General features: G+C 64.6%; 16 protein-coding genes and 1 other RNA gene. 9 read left to right on the top strand and 8 right to left on the bottom strand.

The window, feature by feature from the left end; translation table 11 throughout:
* Positions 1–85 precede the first annotated feature (85 nt).
* Positions 86–4030 carry an AsmA family protein gene (locus FJ417_RS15570; protein ID WP_140784063.1) on the top strand — a complete coding sequence of 1315 codons (3945 nt, stop codon included), beginning with the start codon at positions 86–88 and terminating at the stop codon, positions 4028–4030.
* A 37-nt stretch (positions 4031–4067) separates the two neighbouring features.
* Here FJ417_RS15570 and FJ417_RS15565 read toward each other — a convergent pair whose 3' ends face one another.
* The gene (locus FJ417_RS15565) at positions 4068–4496 is read right to left on the bottom strand and encodes a helix-turn-helix domain-containing protein (RefSeq protein WP_140644149.1); all 429 of its coding nucleotides are present in this window, start codon (positions 4494–4496) and stop codon (positions 4068–4070) included.
* Positions 4497–4667: 171 nt separating this feature from the next.
* Here FJ417_RS15565 and FJ417_RS15560 point away from each other — a divergent pair, with 171 nt between their 5' ends.
* Positions 4668–6470, top strand: a complete 1803-nt coding sequence (locus FJ417_RS15560) for a chloride channel protein (protein WP_140784062.1) — start codon at positions 4668–4670, stop codon at positions 6468–6470.
* A 3-nt stretch (positions 6471–6473) separates the two neighbouring features.
* On the opposite strand, the gene FJ417_RS15555 is transcribed toward FJ417_RS15560, so the two are convergent.
* The 4 genes from FJ417_RS15555 to FJ417_RS15540 all read right to left on the bottom strand — a co-directional run bounded on the left by FJ417_RS15555 (position 6474) and on the right by FJ417_RS15540 (position 8247).
* Positions 6474–6701, bottom strand: coding sequence for a ribbon-helix-helix domain-containing protein (locus FJ417_RS15555; protein WP_140705873.1), 228 nt, complete (start codon positions 6699–6701; stop codon positions 6474–6476).
* Between the two features lie 9 nt (positions 6702–6710).
* The gene (locus FJ417_RS15550; protein WP_140705871.1) at positions 6711–6908 is read right to left on the bottom strand and encodes a DUF4169 family protein; all 198 of its coding nucleotides are present in this window, start codon (positions 6906–6908) and stop codon (positions 6711–6713) included.
* An 8-nt stretch (positions 6909–6916) separates the two neighbouring features.
* Positions 6917–7447, bottom strand: a complete 531-nt coding sequence (locus FJ417_RS15545; RefSeq protein WP_140784061.1) for an SspB family protein — start codon at positions 7445–7447, stop codon at positions 6917–6919.
* 116 nt (positions 7448–7563) lie between these two features.
* Positions 7564–8247, bottom strand: a complete 684-nt coding sequence (locus tag FJ417_RS15540; RefSeq protein ID WP_140644159.1) for a TetR/AcrR family transcriptional regulator — start codon at positions 8245–8247, stop codon at positions 7564–7566.
* 208 nt (positions 8248–8455) lie between these two features.
* Here FJ417_RS15540 and FJ417_RS15535 point away from each other — a divergent pair, with 208 nt between their 5' ends.
* Positions 8456–9661 carry a multidrug effflux MFS transporter gene (locus tag FJ417_RS15535; RefSeq protein WP_140784060.1) on the top strand — a complete coding sequence of 402 codons (1206 nt, stop codon included), beginning with the start codon at positions 8456–8458 and terminating at the stop codon, positions 9659–9661.
* Between the two features lie 45 nt (positions 9662–9706).
* Here FJ417_RS15535 and FJ417_RS15530 read toward each other — a convergent pair whose 3' ends face one another.
* Together FJ417_RS15530 and ssrA are read right to left on the bottom strand one after the other, a co-directional pair.
* Positions 9707–10267, bottom strand: a complete 561-nt coding sequence (locus tag FJ417_RS15530) for an AAA family ATPase (protein WP_140784059.1) — start codon at positions 10265–10267, stop codon at positions 9707–9709.
* Between the two features lie 100 nt (positions 10268–10367).
* Positions 10368–10728, bottom strand: a transfer-messenger RNA (tmRNA) gene (ssrA, locus tag FJ417_RS15525).
* A gap of 168 nt (positions 10729–10896) precedes the next feature.
* Here ssrA and FJ417_RS15520 point away from each other — a divergent pair.
* Both FJ417_RS15520 and FJ417_RS15515 read left to right on the top strand, forming a co-directional pair.
* Positions 10897–11208 (top strand): DUF2853 family protein, encoded by a 312-nt coding sequence (locus FJ417_RS15520; RefSeq protein WP_140644165.1) that lies wholly within the window; start codon positions 10897–10899, stop codon positions 11206–11208.
* Between the two features lie 141 nt (positions 11209–11349).
* A complete protein-coding gene (locus FJ417_RS15515; protein ID WP_140784058.1) occupies positions 11350–12144 on the top strand; it encodes a thymidylate synthase in 795 nt (264 codons plus the stop codon).
* A 13-nt stretch (positions 12145–12157) separates the two neighbouring features.
* Here the strand turns inward: FJ417_RS15515 and FJ417_RS15510 are convergent, their stop codons facing one another.
* Positions 12158–12367: a molybdopterin-binding protein gene (locus FJ417_RS15510; RefSeq protein ID WP_140784057.1), complete on the bottom strand. Its 210-nt coding sequence runs from the start codon at positions 12365–12367 to the stop codon at positions 12158–12160.
* Positions 12368–12534: 167 nt separating this feature from the next.
* Between FJ417_RS15510 and modA the strand changes: the two genes are divergently transcribed.
* The 4 genes from modA to FJ417_RS15490 all read left to right on the top strand — a co-directional run bounded on the left by modA (position 12535) and on the right by FJ417_RS15490 (position 15595).
* A complete protein-coding gene (gene modA / locus FJ417_RS15505; protein ID WP_140784056.1) occupies positions 12535–13329 on the top strand; it encodes a molybdate ABC transporter substrate-binding protein in 795 nt (264 codons plus the stop codon).
* Between the two features lie 22 nt (positions 13330–13351).
* On the top strand, positions 13352–14056 hold the full coding sequence (gene modB, locus FJ417_RS15500; protein ID WP_140644173.1) for a molybdate ABC transporter permease subunit: 705 nt from the start codon (positions 13352–13354) through the stop codon (positions 14054–14056).
* Positions 14053–15165, top strand: a complete 1113-nt coding sequence (modC, locus tag FJ417_RS15495) for a molybdenum ABC transporter ATP-binding protein (protein WP_140644175.1) — start codon at positions 14053–14055, stop codon at positions 15163–15165. Before modB ends, modC begins: the two co-directional genes overlap by 4 nt.
* Positions 15166–15253: 88 nt before the next feature.
* Positions 15254–15595: a winged helix-turn-helix domain-containing protein gene (locus FJ417_RS15490; RefSeq protein WP_140644177.1), complete on the top strand. Its 342-nt coding sequence runs from the start codon at positions 15254–15256 to the stop codon at positions 15593–15595.
* Positions 15596–15807: the final 212 nt, after the last annotated feature.

Here is a 15807-nt window from a genome sequence, read left to right as displayed (position 1 = left end):
ATTGGCGGCTGTCGCACGCTGAATTGCCTCTTTATCGACACGCGGATGCGGGTAGAGTGCGGCTGACTTTCAACCCGGGAAACAGATGCTCGCCCGCCTGTTCGTGATCTTCGGTGGCCTGTTCGTGCTGGTGCTGTGCGCGGCGCTGGTGGTGCCGTATTTTATCGACTGGACAGGTTACCGGGGCGATTTCGAGCGCGAGGCGAGCGCCATTCTCGGCCGCAAGGTGACGGTGAGGGGCGACGCGACGGCACGGCTGTTGCCGTTTCCGTCGGTGACCTTCTCCAATGTCGAGGTCGCGGGGGGGCCGGAAGGCCAGCCGGCAATGACGGTCGAGACCTTTTCCATGGATGCCGAGCTCGCGCCATTCCTGCGCGGCGAGGTGCTGATCTTCGACATGCGGCTGGTGCATCCGAAAGCCACCATCAATGTCGCCGGCGACGGCACCGTCGACTGGACACTCCGGCCCTCGACGCCCTTCAACCCAGGCCAGATCGCGATCGAGAAGCTGTCGGTAACCGAAGGGCAGATCGAATTGCGCCACGCCGCCGGCGGACGCAGCCATCTGATCTCGGAGATCAACTCGACCATTTCCGCCAAGGCGCTCACCGGCCCATGGCGCATGGACGGAACGCTGCGCTTCGACGGCCTGCGCGCCGACGTCTCGGCTTCGACCGGCAAGGTGGAGCCGGACGGCCAGATGCGGCTCAGGCTGAAAGCGGATCCCGATGCCTATCCGCTGATCATCGAAACCGACGGCAATGCCGGCATCGTCAAGGGCGCCGCGGTCTATTCCGGCCAGTTCAAGATTTCGGGTGACGACAGGAATTCGGCCGAACTGCGCGGCAACGAGGGCCAGCCGGTCAAGATCAGCACCGGCAAGCCCGACCCAGGCTTCCGGCTGAACGGCAAGTTCGCGCTCGACCACCAGAAGCTCAATTTCGACGAGTTCCGCTTCGAAACCGGGCCGCTCGACAATCCCTATACCGCCGACGGCAAGGCATCGGTCGATCTCGGCCTGAAGCCGCATTTCTCGGTCGAGGCCAGCGGCGCGCAGGTGCAGTTCGACGAGGCCGTCGGCGGGGCCGCTGGCGCCGGCTTCACGCTCGACCAGCGCATCGCGGCATTGGAGCGGACGCTGCAGCACATGCCGAAGCCGACCATACCGGGCACGGTCGAGGTCAGGCTGCCGGCGGTGGTGGCGGGCGACACGACGGTGCGCGACGTGCGGCTGTCGGCCGAGCCGGTCGAAGGGGGCTGGTCGGTCAAGTCGCTCGCCGCGACGCTGCCGGGCCGCACGACGCTCGAAGCCGACGGCATGCTGAGCGTCGAGGACCACTTCGGCTTCACCGGCTCGTTGCTGCTCGCCGTCGGACAGCCGTCCGGCTTTGCCGCCTGGCTGTCGAAGGATGTCGACGAGGCGATCCGCCGGCTGCCCGCGGCAGGCTTCAAGGCCAAGGTCGATCTCAGCGAGAACCGGCAGTCCTTCAGCGATCTCGAGCTCATCCTCGGCAAGGCGAAGTTTGCGGGCAGCATCGATTCCAGCCAGCAGGATGGCGCCAGGCCGTCGGTGCTGATGCGGCTGACGGGCGGCGAGATGGACCTGGACGGGCTCGCCGCCTTCGCCTCGATCTTCGTCAGCGACAAGGGCGCCAACCGGTTTTCGGATCGCGATCTCGATTTCCAGATCAAGGCGGGTCCAGTCAGCGCTGCCGGGCTCAGCGCCGACACCGTCGACACGGCGCTGCGGCTGCGCGAGGGCCTGCTCGAGATCGATCGGCTTTCGATCGGCGGCCTGGCTGGCGCCTCGATCAGCGCCACGGGCCGGGTCAAGGATTTCCCGCAGAGCCCGACCGGCAAGCTCAACGCTTCCGTGGTGGCGGTGGACCTCAAGCCGCTGATCGATGTCGCCGCACAGCACTATCCCGACAATGGCGTGCTCAAAGGCCTGGCCAGCCGCGCGGCGGCCTATCCCGAACTGTTCCAGGACGCGCGCATCGATCTCTTGACCAGTGCCGCCGACAATGGCGACGGCACCACGGGCTTGGCGCTGTCGGCCAAGGGCAAGGCCGGCGGCTCGGCCTTCTCGGCGTCGCTTTCCGGCAAGGGGACCGTGGACAAGCTCTCCGAGGCGCCGGTGTCGATCACCTTCAACGCCCGCAACGACAACGCCACCACGCTGCTTGCGCTTTACGGCCTGCCTGCGCTGCCGCTCGGCATGCTCGGCCACGCCAACACCGACGTCTCGGCGAAGGGCTCGGTTGCTGGCGGTCTCGCGACCAGCTTCAACCTGACGGCCGATGATTTCAGGGCAGGCTTCGACGGAACAGTCGCCTCGACGGCGCAAGGCCCGACCGCCAAGGGCAAGGTCAGTCTCGATGCCGCCGATATCGAGCCGTGGCTGATGACGACGGGTGTAGGCCTGCCCGGCATGGGAACCGGGACGGCAACGTCGCTGGCGGCCGATGCCGATTTCGGCAATGGGCTCCTGGTGCTGAGCGGTCTTACCGGTTCGATCAACAAGGCGGCGGTTTCCGGCGACGTCAACATCGACGACGCCAAGGATGGGCTGCCGCATCTTGCCGGGGCGCTGGTGCTCGACGAGCTCGACCTTGATCCGCTGGCGGTCTCGCTGTTCGGGGACCAGTCTTTCGCCCCCGCCAAGGGCGGCTGGCCGACGACGCCGTTCAGCCAGAAGTCGACGCTGCCGTTCAACGCAGATCTCGATCTCAACACATCGGCGCTCGCCGTCGGGCCCTTCGCCACGGCGCATGACGCTTCATTCTCGCTGAAGCTCGACCGCGAAGGCATCCACGTCTCCGACCTCAAGGCGAAGCTCTACGGCGGCGACCTGACCGGCCTGTTCGACCTGAAGAACACGGAGGGCACCGGCCTGTTCTCCGGCCAGATGAGGCTGGCCGGCAGCGATCTTTCCGCGGTTCTGCCCGGCGCCGGTATCGGCGGCAGCGGCGATCTTTCGACGGCGCTGTCGACCAGCGGCAAATCCGTCGACGCCATGATTGCAGCCCTGTCCGGATCCGGCACAGCGGCGCTGAAGGGATTGAAAGTGGACGGCATCAATCCGGGCGGCTTTGCCGCCATGATCGCCAAGGCCGACGCGATCGGACGCGACATCGACACGGCCAAAACCGCGGAGTTCGCGCCCCAGATCGCCGGGGAGGGCAGCTTCGCCGCCGGCGATACCGATGTGGCCTTCACCGTCGCCAACGGCACGTTGCGGGTGCCGCCAATGAGCCTCGACAATCCCGGCGCGACCTTGTCCGCCGACGTGACGGCCGATCTCAACACGAGCACCGTCACGGCAAAAGGGGCGCTGACCTACCACGCTGGCGACGAGGCGCTGGTCGGTTCCGAACCGGCCGTCAATTTCAGCCTGGCCGGTCCGCTTGGGGCGACCGCGCCCCAGTTCGACAGCGGCCCGCTGGCGCAGTTCCTGACGCAGCGCGCGCTGGAGAAGGAACAGCAGCGGGTCGAGGCAATGCAGGCGGCGCTCTTGGAGAAGCAGCGGCTGCGGCGCGAAGTGCGCTATTACGCCTCGCTGCAGACGGAGCGCGACAACGCGGCCGAAGAGTTGCGCCGGCAAGAGGAAGAGGCGCGGCAGAAGGCCGAGGCGGAAGCCAGGGCGAAAGCCGAAGCGGAAGCGCAGGCACAGGCTGAAGCGCAGGCAAAGGCTGAAGCTGAAGCAAAAGCCAAGGCCGACGAAGAGGCCAGGGTGAAGGCGGAAGCCGACGCCAAGGCGCAGGCCGAAGCGGACGCCAAGGCCAAGGCCGATGCACAGGCGAAGGCCGAGGCCGAGCAGCGGGCCGCGGACGAGGCGGCCAAGGCACAGGCCGATCGCAAGAAGGCCGAGCAAGCGAAGCTGGAAGCAGCACGCAAGGCGGCCGCGCAAACGCCAAAGGCCGAGGGGGCGCTGCCCGGCGTCAATGATGGTTCGACTTCAGCGCCGGCGAAGCCGAAGGCCAACCCGTTCACGATCGACAATCTGCTGAAGTCGCTCGACGGCGGTTGAGCTTCGCGTCGCACACGTAGCGAATTAGCCACCGCGCCTAGGACTGTTCCTGGCGCGAGAGCAGGCGCCGCAGCATCGGCTCGATGCGCGAAAGCTCGTCGAGATGCGCGGCCGACAAGTCGGCCAGGCGATCGTCGGCCAAAGGGGTGAGCTGCAGCAAGACGCGGCGGTGATCGCTCTTGTCCTGATCGCGTATCACCAGGCCTGCCTCGGCAAGGCGGTTCACCAGTTCCACCGCGCTGTGGTGGCGGATGCGTAGCCGCTCGGCAAGCTCGCCCACCGTCACCGGTCCGCCGCCGGGAAATCCCTTGATCGCCAGCAGCGCCTGGTGCTGGCGCGGCGTGAGGCCCGCCTCGTTGGCCTGGACCTGGCTGAATTCGAGAAAGCGGCGGATCAGATAACGGAACTGCGACAGCCGCTGGTAGTCGGCCTGGCTGATGGCGGGGCGTGGTTTCGGCGGCGTCATTTCCCGACTTATGGTCTTTTCCCGCAAAAGCTCAACTGGCCGTCCCGATCCCTGTCCAAAATGACGCGGTGCAGCGATTGAAAACAGCCTTGCAGATTTATATCGTATTACGATATTAGGCCGCCTGAAACCGGACGGCCTTCGCGCCGCCAGAAAGTTCAGGCTCCCAAAATGAAACCTGCTCACGCCGGCAACGGCAATCTCCGCGACTTCACGACCGATCCGCGTGTTCTGCTGATCGCGGCCATTGCCGTCGTGGTGGCGACCGCTGGGCTCTTCGCCGGCATCGTACTCCTGCAGCTCATCCGTCTTGCCACCAACATCGCCTATTTCGGCCAGTTCTCGCTGGCCGAACTCAAGCTCGAGGACTCGCCGCTGGGCTATGCCGCCGTGATCGTCCCGGTGATCGGCGCGCTGATCATCGGCCTGATGGCGCGCTTCGGCAGCGAGAAGATCCGCGGCCACGGCATTCCCGAGGCCATCGAGGCGATCCTGCTCGGGCGCTCGCGGCTCGACGCCAAGGTCGCGGTGCTGAAACCGCTGTCTTCGGCGATCTCGATCGGCTCGGGCGGACCGTTCGGCGCCGAAGGCCCGATCATCATGACCGGCGGCGCCATCGGCTCGCTGATCGCGCAGATGCTGCCGGTCAGCGACAATGAGCGCAAGACGCTGCTGGTGGCGGGTGCGGCGGCCGGCATGACGACGGTTTTCGGCACGCCGATCGCCGCCATCATGCTCGCCGTCGAATTGCTCCTGTTCGAGTGGACGCCGCGCAGCTTCATCCCTGTCGCCGTCGCGGCAATCGTCGCGGAAGTCGAACGCAGCTTGCTGCACCTGCCGGGTCCGATCTTTCCGTTCTCGGGCAGCATGGATTCATCGATTGCAGGATTGGGCGGCTGGGTGCTGGTGGGCATTGCCGCCGGGCTGCTTTCGGGCCTGCTGACGCAACTGGTCTATGCCTGCGAGGACGCCTTCCTGAAGCTGCCGATACACTGGATGTGGTGGCCGATGATCGGCGGCCTGGTGGTCGGCATCGGCGGCCTGATCGAACCGCACGCGCTTGGCGTCGGCTACGACAACATCGCCAATATGCTCGACGGCCGCACCGTCGCCACCGCCGCGCTGCTGCTTCTGGTGGTGAAGGCCATCATCTGGTCGGTGGCGCTGGGGTCCGGGACCTCGGGCGGCGTGCTGGCGCCGCTGCTCATCATGGGCGGAGCGATGGGTGCGGTGCTCTCGGGCATCCTGCCCGAGGCAAGCCCCGGCTTCTGGCCGCTGCTGGCGATGGCCGCGACCATGGGCGGCACGATGCGCGCGCCGCTGACCGCGACTTTCTTCGCCACCGAGCTCACCGGCAACACGCATGTCCTGGTGCCGCTGATCGCGGCCTGCGCCACCGCTCACGCGGTCACCGTGCTGTTGATGAAGCGCTCGATCCTGACCGAAAAGGTGGCGCGACGCGGGCATCACCTCGTGCGCGAATACCGCGTCGACCCTTTCGCTTTGACAAGGGTCAAGGAAGTGATGACGACGAAGGTCGAGAGCGTGCCGGCGACGATGACGCTGCACGGCGCGGCAACGTTCCTGACCGCGCCGGACACGCGGCACCCGAGCTTCCCGGTGGTCAACGGGGAGGGGCATGTGCTCGGCGTCATCGATCCGCCCGCGATCCTGCGCTGGCGGCGCGCCGGCAAGCATCGCAGCACGACGCTCGGCGAATTGCTCGCCGGCAGCAAGATCACGCTGGCTTATCCGGACGAATATCTGGAGGCGCTTTCCGACAAGCTTCTGCTCGCCAATGTCTCGCATCTGCCGGTCGTCTCACGCGACGATGAACGGCTTGTCGGCTATATCGGCTGGAAAGACATGATGCGGGCAAGGTCGAAAAAGCAGGCGGAGGAGCGCGACCGGTCGGCCCTGCTCAGCTTCGGCGCCAAGCGCAAGGCAGGGCAAAACGTGGGCGATCCGGCTTAGGCATCACGGCGCCGCGCCGCCGCGCTTCGCCCAGGCCAGCACATAGAGCCTCAGCGCGGACGACAGGTTGGCGTCGCGGGTGCGCGTCTCGTCGATCTCCGCGACCAGCGCCGCGAGCGACAGCGAGCGCTGCGCGGCTATGGCGATGAGATCGTCATAAAAAGGCTGTTCCAGGGAAAAGCTGGTGCGGTGACCGCGGATCGTTACCGAACGTTTTTCGACCGCGGCCATTGCAGGGACTCAGCGCTCGCCGGGGTCGTCGGGTTTTTCCCGGCGATGGCCGGCCACGAATTTCCCGGCCTTTTCCGATGCCAGCCGGTCACGCTCGCGCTCCGTCTTCGAGCGGCCGTGCAGCGCCCGGTTCTCGCCGGCCTGGCGTTCTTTCTCGATGCGCGCTTTCTGCTTGCGGGCCTGGCGGAGATTGACGACCTCGCCCATGGCGCTGGCTACTTCTTGCGGAAGGCGTCGAGCGAAACGACGTCGGCGCCCTTGCCGCCGGTCTCGGCGACCGCCGGCTTCTTCTCGGCCTCGGCGGCCTTCTTTTTGGATTCCGGCCTCTTCTCGGGGACGACGGCGACCGGCTCGGGCGCCGGAGCGGCGGCCTCGTCTTCGGCGCTCTCCGTCTTGACGTCGAATTCGAGCTCGAAATTGACCGACGGATCGTAGAAGCCGCGCACGGCCGAGAAGGGGATTTCGAGCTTCTCCGGCACGTCGGAGAAGGAAAGTCCGACCTCGAAGCCGGCATCCGTCACCTTCAGGTCCCAATACTGGAACTGGATGACGATGGTCATCTGCTCCGGATAGCGCTCGCGCAGCCTGGACGAGATGCGCACGCCCGGCGCGCCGGTCAGGAAGGTGATGAAGAAATGATGATTGCCCGGAAGGCCCGTGCGCGCGACTTCGGCCAGGACCTTGCGCATGACGCCGCGCAGAGCCTCCTGGGCCAGAATGTCGTAGCGGATGTGGTCGTCGGCCATCTGATGGTCGGGTTCCGTTGAATCGTCCGCATAGCTGTAATCAAGCTTGAGCGCGGCGTAAACCGCATATAGGCGCAAAGCCGTGAGGCCAAGAGGGGCGTCGGCGATTTGATCGCTCAGGCGTGAACGAGCGCCGCCTGTTTGCCGGCCGGCAATTTCTTCCTGGCGAAGGCGCCGAGAAAGGTCCGCACACCGTTGGCGGCGGAGCGCAGCACCTCTTCCTCGGTTGGTAAGCCGCCCAGCATGAAAGTGATCTGAAGCTCGGCGTTGACGAGGGCGAGGAACTGACGCGCCGCGACGTCGGGGTCGCCGATCGACAGGTGACCGGCGAAGGCAAGCCGGGCGAAGCGCGCGGCAAGCGCCGACCAGGTGCGGCCCGGGCCTTGTTCGCGCCATTCGGCAAACAATTCCGGATAGCGCTCGCCTTCGGCCTGGATCAGCTTGCGCAGGAAACGGCCGTCGCGGTTGCAGATGCAGTTGCGGTTCATGCGCACCGCAAAGGCGACCAGGTCGGCTTCCAGGTCCGTAGGCTGGTCGGGAAAGGTGGCGATGGTGGCGAAGATGCCGGCATTACAGCGCTCCGTCAGGTCGCGCACGACGGCGACGAAGAGCTTTTCCTTATCGCCGTGATGGTTGTAGACAGTCTGGCGTGAAACGCCGGCCTCGGCCGCGATCAGGTCGATATTGGCGCCGGCATAGCCTTCCCGACAAAAAACCGAAGCAGCAGCCTCCACCACCGACACCCGCTTGGCCTCGTGGCTGCGTGGCGGGAAAGTGTCAGGAGAAATGCCGTGCTTCATGAAAATCTATATAGCGGTGATTGACGAATTGGACAAGCCTGTCTAAATTTGTGGACACAATAACGGGAAGTCTGCGCTACCGAGACGAACAAGTTCGCTCTAGTGACGAATGAATTCGCTCTCAGGTGTCGGATTTCCGCGGGATGGAACGTCCTGGGTTCAGACGCCGATATTCGCGGCGGCAACCATATCCGAAAAGAGCCTTATCATGAGTCCAAAATTCCTCCGCATCGCGGTCGTGCTCGGCTTGTTGTCCGCGATCGGCCCGTTTGCGATCGATATGTATCTCCCCGCGCTGCCTTCGATCGGCCAGGATCTGCATGCCGGCACAGCCGCCGTGCAGATGAGCCTTCTGATCTTCTTCCTGTCGATGGGCTTCGGGCAGATCGTCGTCGGCCCGATCTCCGACATGGTCGGCCGCAAGGCGCCGCTTTATGCCGGCCTTGCGCTGTTCATGGCCGGCGGCGTCGGCTCGGCGATGGCGCCGACCATCGAGTGGCTGATCGCCTTCCGCTTCCTTCAGGGTCTCGGCGCCAGCGCCGGCATGGCGGTGCCGCGCGCCATCGTGCGCGACCTGCACACCGGCAACGAGGCCGCCAAGCTGATGTCGCTTCTGATGCTGGTGTTCTCGGTGTCGCCGATCCTGGCGCCGCTGACCGGCAGCCAGATCATCGAGAGTTTCGGTTGGCGCGCCGTGTTCTGGACGGTGACGGGTGCCGCTGCTTTGGCCACCATCCTGCTTGCCACCTCGCTCAAGGAGACGCGGCCGGTCGAAGAGCGCGCCGGCTCGTCGTTCGGCACGGCGCTTGCCGGCTACCGCTACCTGATGGGCGACCGCAACTTCCTTGGCCTTGTGGCGATCGCGGGCTTCGGCATTGCGAGCTTCTTCGTCTATCTGTCAAGCTCGTCCTTCATCCTGATCGACCACTACGGCCTGTCGCCGTCGGTCTACAGTGTGTTCTTCTCGATCAACGCGGTCGCCTTCATCGGCATGTCGCAGCTGACCGGGATGCTGGCCGACCGTTTTGGTTTGAAGCGTGTCGTCTGGGTGGCGGTCACCGGCTATGCCACGGTCATGGTGGCGCTGTTCGCCATCATGGCCTCGGGTGTCGACCGGCTCGACGTGATGGCCGCGCTGCTCTTCGTCGGCTACGGCTTCCTTGGCCTGGTCATCCCGACAACCTCGGTGCTGGCGATGGAAGAACATGGCGAGATCGCCGGCACGGCCTCGGCGCTGATGGGCACGCTGCATTTCGCCATCGGCGCGCTGGCGATGGGCGTCGCCGGCATCTTCTTCGACGGCACGCCGCTGCCGATGGTGGCGGGCATAACGCTCTGCGCGGTGATTTCCTTCACGCTGGCCAAGCTGACGCTCGGCCGCGAGCGCGAAGCGGTCGAGGCGCCGGCGGAGTAGGCAATCACAGACAAGACAGAAAAGGCCGGGCGTGCCCGGCCTTTTTCATGTCTGTTGCAAGCCGGCCTGATCGATGACGAAGCGCAACCGTTCCTCGACCGGAGCGAGGGGCAACGGCACCAGTTCGTAACCGAGCTCCACATAGACGCCGGTCACCGAGCGGAATGTGCGCTCGGCCTCGTCGAGCGTCTGCTTGCGCTCCTCCTCCTGGGTGAAGATCTCCGGCCAGGGTGGCGCGACGAAGACGCGGCGCGCGTAGCGGAATTTCCTCGCAGCGCTTGTGAGGTGGTCCGGCACCGGCAGGCCGCAGAGTCTGAGATAGCCAATGGTGTCGGGCGCGCCGCGGTCGAAGAAGACCGGGCCAGGAGGTTCGGCATGCGCGGCCTGCCAGGAGCGCAGCTCCCACGACAGCATCAGCTCGGCAAAGAGCGCGCGATCCTGCCAGGGTAGGGCAGGGCCGCCGATGGCCATCTGGTCGCGGATGATGCCGCGCCCGGCCTCAGGCGCCGTCGCGAAGCCCTGGGCCCGCAGCGCTTCGATCAAGGTGGTCTTGCCGGAACCTGGACCGCCGGTCAGCACGAAGAATCGGCCGCAATCGTTTTGCATCGCTTGTCCCTTGAGGATGGGCGGCAAGGCTGTACGCCGCGCATCAAGCGCCGGACGAGCCTTGGCCGTTCGGTTGGTGGGAAGAAGCAAAAGAGGGGAAGGTGGAGGTTTCTGTTGCCAGGTACCTCCGAACCCCGCCTAGAAGTGCGAACCGCTAGGGCTTGATTTGAAGCGTTCGCGCCGCATTAAGCAGCGAGACGAGCTTCCGCATAGTTGTCGTTGGCAACTATAAGTTTAGCCCGATGACGGTGGTACAATGCCGGGCAAAAGTACGATCTTTACACCTTCGTCGATCCTATTTCGCCCCCAGCAAAAGCCGCTCCGTCAGCCAGAGCGGTTTTTGGTGGAGGCGCCGGGTACCGCCCCCGGGTCCGAACGGCTTATTTCATCGCCTGTTTATCGCCATAGTCGGTCAAGCCGACGAAACGAATATAGGGATCGATAACGGAAAAAGAAAGGCCAAACCGGCGCTTGTCCGGTTATGCCAAACTGCGCAGCCAAGGGTTGACTTGCGCGCCCACTCAATCAAATCTCGCTGCCGGTGAGGAGTCTCTGATCTAACGCACAGGTTGCGTAGCGCGCCACAACCCTCACCGATCGGATCGGTGGCGCCGACGAGGGGAAGTTTGATGGCCGACTATCTTGCGGATGTGAAGAAATACGATGCCGGCGCCAGCGCCGACGCGGTCGATAAGATCGTCAAGCATCTGGGCATTGCGCTCAGGAACCGCGATTCTTCGCTGGTATCCTGCACCGACCCGAAGGAACTCGACCGCGTGCGGGAGAACTGGATCGGCAAGAAGCTCGGCATCGCGGATGCCGCAAAGGCGAATGCCTCGATCGAGAAGACCTGCAAGGCGATGCATGCCGACAACACCAAGAGCCGCGTGACCTTCTACTATCTGGTCGCCAAGGACCTCGGCAAACTCGGATCTCTGTAAGGCACTGCCATCCGGCGGCCGGCACGAAACCGTGCCGGCGCCGTTGGTTTTTGGCGCGACCCACATCCGTGCCTGCTTTGCAGTGTTCGATCGGCTGTCGGTCGGGTATGATTGCCTGTTACTCGAATCGAGGCGGAGCCGATGCGCCAATATCTCGACCTGTTGAAGCATGTGCTGGAAAATGGCGCCGACCGCGGCGACCGCACTGGGACAGGCACGCGCTCGGTATTCGGCTACCAGATGCGCTTCGATCTTTCGCGCGGCTTTCCGGTCACGACGACAAAGAAGCTGCATCTGAAGTCGATCATCCACGAGCTTTTGTGGTTCCTGGCCGGTGACACCAACATCAAATATCTCAACGACCACGGCGTGACCATCTGGGACGAATGGGCCGACGAGAATGGCGATCTCGGCCCGGTCTACGGCAAGCAATGGCGCTCATGGCCGGACGGTCACGGCGGCGCGATCGACCAGATCGCGGGCCTTTTGAAGGAGATACGCAGGAATCCTAACTCGCGCCGGCTGATCGTCTCGGCCTGGAACCCGGCCGAAGTCGAGGCGATGGCGCTGCCGCCCTGCCATTGCCTGTTCCAGTTCTATGTCTCGGAGGGCAGGCTCTCGTGCCAGCTTTACCAACGCTCGGCCGATATCTTCCTCGGCGTGCCATTCAACATCGCTTCCTATGCCTTGCTCACCATGATGGTGGCGCAGGTGACCGGGCTGAAGCCCGGCGATTTCGTCCACACGCTCGGCGACGCGCATCTTTATTCGAACCATTTCGAGCAGGCGCGCGAGCAGATGCTGCGCACGCCCAAGGCCTTACCAACGATGTGGATCAATCCGGAGGTGAAAGACCTCTTCGCCTTCCGCTTCGAGGATTTCCGGCTCGAGAATTATTTCGCGGATGCGAGCATCAAGGCGCCGATCGCCGTATGAGCCAGCCTTCGGCTCAGTCGATGCCGACCATGACGTCCGAGGCCTTGATCACCGCATAGGCCTGCTTGCCTTTCTCGAGCGCGAGGTCGGCGACCGCTTCGTTGGTGATCGAGGCGGTGACGATGACGCCGCCGCCGATGTCGATCCTGACATGCGAGGTGGTGGCTCCCTTGACGATCTCGGTGACCTTACCCTCGAGGATGTTGCGGGCGCTGACCTTCATGCGTCTCTCCTTTAAGCTTCGCCGTTCCGTTTCGCATTCATCGTAGGCCGAGACCACGCCGGCGCACAATGTCATGGCAGGCGAAAAGCCTTCCCTTGTTATGTTCATGCGGATATATCGATGCGAGGCTTTGCGCCGTACGGATTTTGAAACCAGGGAGAGATTCCATGACGGGCAAGGGTTTTGGGTTGAAGGCGGCTGCTATTGGCGGTCTGGCGACAATGCTGATGGCGGCGGTACCGGCGGCCCATGCCGACGACAAGGTGATCGTATTTGCCGCGGCGAGCCTCAAGGACGCGCTCGACGCGGTCAACAAGGCCTGCGAGCCGGAAGTCGGCGAAGCCGCTACCATTTCCTATGCGGCGAGCTCGGCCCTGGCCAAGCAGATCGAAGGCGGCGCGCCGGCCGACGTTTTCGTCTCGGCCGACCTCGACTGGATGAAGTATCTCTCCGACAAGAAGCTGACCAAGCCGGATACCGAAGTGAAGCTGCTCGGCAACCAGATCGTGCTGGTGGCGCCGAAGGATTCCACGGTCGAGACCAAGGTCGAGAAGGGCTTCGACCTCGCCAAGCTGATCGGCGACGGCAAGCTTGCCATGGGCGATTTCAAAGCCGTGCCGGCCGGCAAATACGGCAAGGCGGCGCTGGAATCGCTGGGCGTCTGGTCGTCGGTCGAAGGCAAGGTCGCGCAGGCCGAGAATGTGCGCGCCGCGCTGAAGCTGGTGTCGACGGGCGAGGCGGCGCTGGGCATCGTCTATGCCACCGACGCGCATGCCGAAAAGGGCGTCAAGGTCGTCGGCACCTTCCCGGAAGATTCGCATCCGCCGATCGTCTACCCAATTGCCCAGACCGCGGATTCGAAGGAGAAGGATACGGCTGGCTTCCTGAAATGCGTCGAGTCGGCCAAGGCCGCCGAGCTCTTCAAGGAGCAGGGTTTTACGGTGCTCGCGCCGAGCAACTGAGAAAGACCGCGCAGACATAGCTATGAATTGGCTGCTGGACCTCACTCCCGACGAATGGAATGCGGTGCGGCTGTCGATCAAGGTGGCTACGGTGGCGATGCTCGCCAGCCTGCCGCCCGGCATCCTGCTCGCGCTCCTGCTCGCGCGGGGGCGTTTCTGGGGCAAGACCCTGCTCAACGGGCTGGTGCATTTGCCGCTGATCCTGCCGCCGGTGGTGACCGGCTATCTGCTCTTGCTCACCTTCGGCCGGCGTGGCCCGGCCGGCGCCTTCCTTGCCGAGCATTTCGGCATCGTCTTCTCGTTCCGCTGGACGGGCGCGGCACTGGCCTGCGGGGTGATGGGCTTTCCGCTGATGGTGCGGGCCATCCGGCTGTCGATCGAGGCTGTCGACCGCAGAATCGAGGCGGCGGCCGGCACGCTCGGCGCCAATCCGCTCTGGGTGTTCGCCACCATCACGCTGCCGCTGATCCTGCCCGGCGTGATCGCAGGCGCGGTCCTTTCCTTCGCCAAGGCGATGGGCGAATTCGGCGCCACCATCACCTTCGTCTCCAACATCCCCAACGAGACGCAGACGCTGCCCTCGGCGATCTACACCTTCACACAAGTGCCGGGCGGCGATGAAGGCGCGCTCAGGCTGACGCTGATCTCGATCGTCATCTCGATGGTCGCGCTGGTCGCTTCGGAAGTGTTGGCGCGGCGGGTCGGCCGGCGAATGGACATCGAATGACGCTCTCCGTTGATATCCAGCATCGCCTCGGCGATTTCGCCGTGGAGGCGCGTTTCGAGAGCGCCGGCCGGCTGACGGCGCTGTTCGGGCCGTCCGGTTCGGGCAAGTCGACGCTGATCAATCTGATCGCGGGTCTGATCCGTCCGGACAAAGGCCGTATCTCGGTCGACGGCAAGGTGCTGGTCGACACCGCCGCGCGCATCTTCGTGCCGATGCACAAGCGGCGGATCGGCATGGTGTTCCAGGATGCGCGGCTGTTCCCGCATATGAGCGTCGCCGGCAATCTGCGCTACGGCCGCTGGTTCACGCCGGCTTCCGAGCGCTACGCCAGGATGGACGCGGTGGTCGACCTGCTCGGCATCGGTCACCTGCTCGACCGGCGGCCCGCAAAACTGTCGGGCGGCGAAAGGCAGCGGGTCGCGATCGGCCGCGCGCTGCTTACCAGCCCGAAAATGCTTCTGATGGACGAACCGCTCGCCTCGCTCGACGAGGCGCGCAAGGCCGAGATCCTCCCCTATATCGAGCGGTTGCGCGACGAGACGAAGATCCCGATCGTCTATGTCAGCCATTCCGTCGCCGAGGTGGCGCGGCTGGCGAGCGACGTCATGGTGCTTTCGCAGGGCAAGGTTGCGGCCGCGGGCCCGACAGAGGCGATCATGCGGCGGCTCGACCTGTTGCCGGCGGAGGAACGCGGCGAGGGCGGAGCGGTGCTCGACACCAAGGTCCTGCGTCACGACGAGGCTTTCGGCATGACGGTGCTTGCCTCGCAGGCCGGCGAGATCCGCGTGCCGAAACTGGCGCGGCCGGCCGGAGCTTCGGTTCGCATACGTGTCCGCGCCCGCGACGTGATGGTCGCCATCGAGAAACCCGCCGGACTCAGCGCGCTCAATATCCTGGAGGGAACAATCGTCAGCATGAAGCCCGGCGAGGGGCCCGAGGTCGAAATCGGCATCGATTGCCACGGCGCGGTTGTGATCGCGCGGATCACCGAACAATCGCGGCAGGCGCTTGGTCTCAAGCTGGGAAGCGAGGTCTTTGCGGTCATCAAGACGGTGAGCTTCGATCGCGCAAACACCGGCGCCGGCCTGCCGGCCGAAGCCGACGTTTGAGGATCTCGATCATGTCGCTATGTATATTTGGAATAGCGCTTGCTTCGCATAGAGACTATTGTCGTGCCGTGGAAGCCGAGGAGATGAAATGCCGTCGCTCAGCCTGCGGATAAATCTCGACCCCGACGGCCGAATCGGCCCGGGCAAGATCGAACTTCTGGAGCAGATCGCCGCCTTCGGCTCGATCTCGGCCGCGGCACGCGGCATGGAGATGTCCTACAAGCATGCCTGGGATCTGGTCGAAGACATGAACCGCGTGTTCGGCAAGCCGCTGGTCGCGGCGCAGACCGGCGGCCGCAAAGGCGGCGGCGCGCAACTGACGCCGGTGGGTTTGGCGGTCGTCAGCCGGTTTCGCGCCATAGAGCGAGCCGCTTCATCGGCCGCCGCCGTCCATATGCAGGCCCTGCAGGCGGAGATCGACGCGGGATGAGGGAATAGGCAGTAGGCAGTAGGCAGTAGGCAGTAGGCAGTAGGCAGTAGGCAGTAGGCAGTAGGCAGTAGGGTATGATGTCCTGGATGCTCGAAATCGAGGCCCCTATCGCCTCCATTATCTTACTGCCTATTCCCTACTGCCTACTGCCTACTGCCTACTGCCTAATCCCCTGGCTTCCTCAGCAGATAGGTGTCCATGATCCAGCCCTT

This window comes from Mesorhizobium sp. B3-1-7, from assembly GCF_006439385.1.
Lineage (GTDB): Bacteria > Pseudomonadota > Alphaproteobacteria > Rhizobiales > Rhizobiaceae > Mesorhizobium.
The sequence above is the reverse complement of the archived record's forward strand: the minus strand, read 5'-3'. Positions and strand labels throughout refer to the sequence as shown.

Bases quoted from the DNA above. Each gene is read 5' to 3' on its own strand.
- FJ417_RS15515 (WP_140784058.1), top strand. From the start codon at position 11,350: ATGCGCCAATATCTCGACCTGTTGAAGCATGTGCTGGAAAATGGCGCC.
- FJ417_RS15510 (WP_140784057.1), bottom strand. From the start codon at position 12,367: ATGAAGGTCAGCGCCCGCAACATCCTCGAGGGTAAGGTCACCGAGATC.
- modC (WP_140644175.1), top strand. From the start codon at position 14,053: ATGACGCTCTCCGTTGATATCCAGCATCGCCTCGGCGATTTCGCCGTG.
- FJ417_RS15550 (WP_140705871.1), bottom strand. From the start codon at position 6,908: ATGGGCGAGGTCGTCAATCTCCGCCAGGCCCGCAAGCAGAAAGCGCGC.
- FJ417_RS15545 (WP_140784061.1), bottom strand. From the start codon at position 7,447: ATGGCCGACGACCACATCCGCTACGACATTCTGGCCCAGGAGGCTCTG.
- FJ417_RS15565 (WP_140644149.1), bottom strand. From the start codon at position 4,496: ATGACGCCGCCGAAACCACGCCCCGCCATCAGCCAGGCCGACTACCAG.
- FJ417_RS15490 (WP_140644177.1), top strand. From the start codon at position 15,254: ATGCCGTCGCTCAGCCTGCGGATAAATCTCGACCCCGACGGCCGAATC.
- FJ417_RS15530 (WP_140784059.1), bottom strand. From the start codon at position 10,267: ATGCAAAACGATTGCGGCCGATTCTTCGTGCTGACCGGCGGTCCAGGT.
- FJ417_RS15560 (WP_140784062.1), top strand. From the start codon at position 4,668: ATGAAACCTGCTCACGCCGGCAACGGCAATCTCCGCGACTTCACGACC.
- modB (WP_140644173.1), top strand. From the start codon at position 13,352: ATGAATTGGCTGCTGGACCTCACTCCCGACGAATGGAATGCGGTGCGG.
- FJ417_RS15520 (WP_140644165.1), top strand. From the start codon at position 10,897: ATGGCCGACTATCTTGCGGATGTGAAGAAATACGATGCCGGCGCCAGC.
- modA (WP_140784056.1), top strand. From the start codon at position 12,535: ATGACGGGCAAGGGTTTTGGGTTGAAGGCGGCTGCTATTGGCGGTCTG.
- FJ417_RS15540 (WP_140644159.1), bottom strand. From the start codon at position 8,247: ATGAAGCACGGCATTTCTCCTGACACTTTCCCGCCACGCAGCCACGAG.
- FJ417_RS15570 (WP_140784063.1), top strand. From the start codon at position 86: ATGCTCGCCCGCCTGTTCGTGATCTTCGGTGGCCTGTTCGTGCTGGTG.
- FJ417_RS15535 (WP_140784060.1), top strand. From the start codon at position 8,456: ATGAGTCCAAAATTCCTCCGCATCGCGGTCGTGCTCGGCTTGTTGTCC.
- FJ417_RS15555 (WP_140705873.1), bottom strand. From the start codon at position 6,701: ATGGCCGCGGTCGAAAAACGTTCGGTAACGATCCGCGGTCACCGCACC.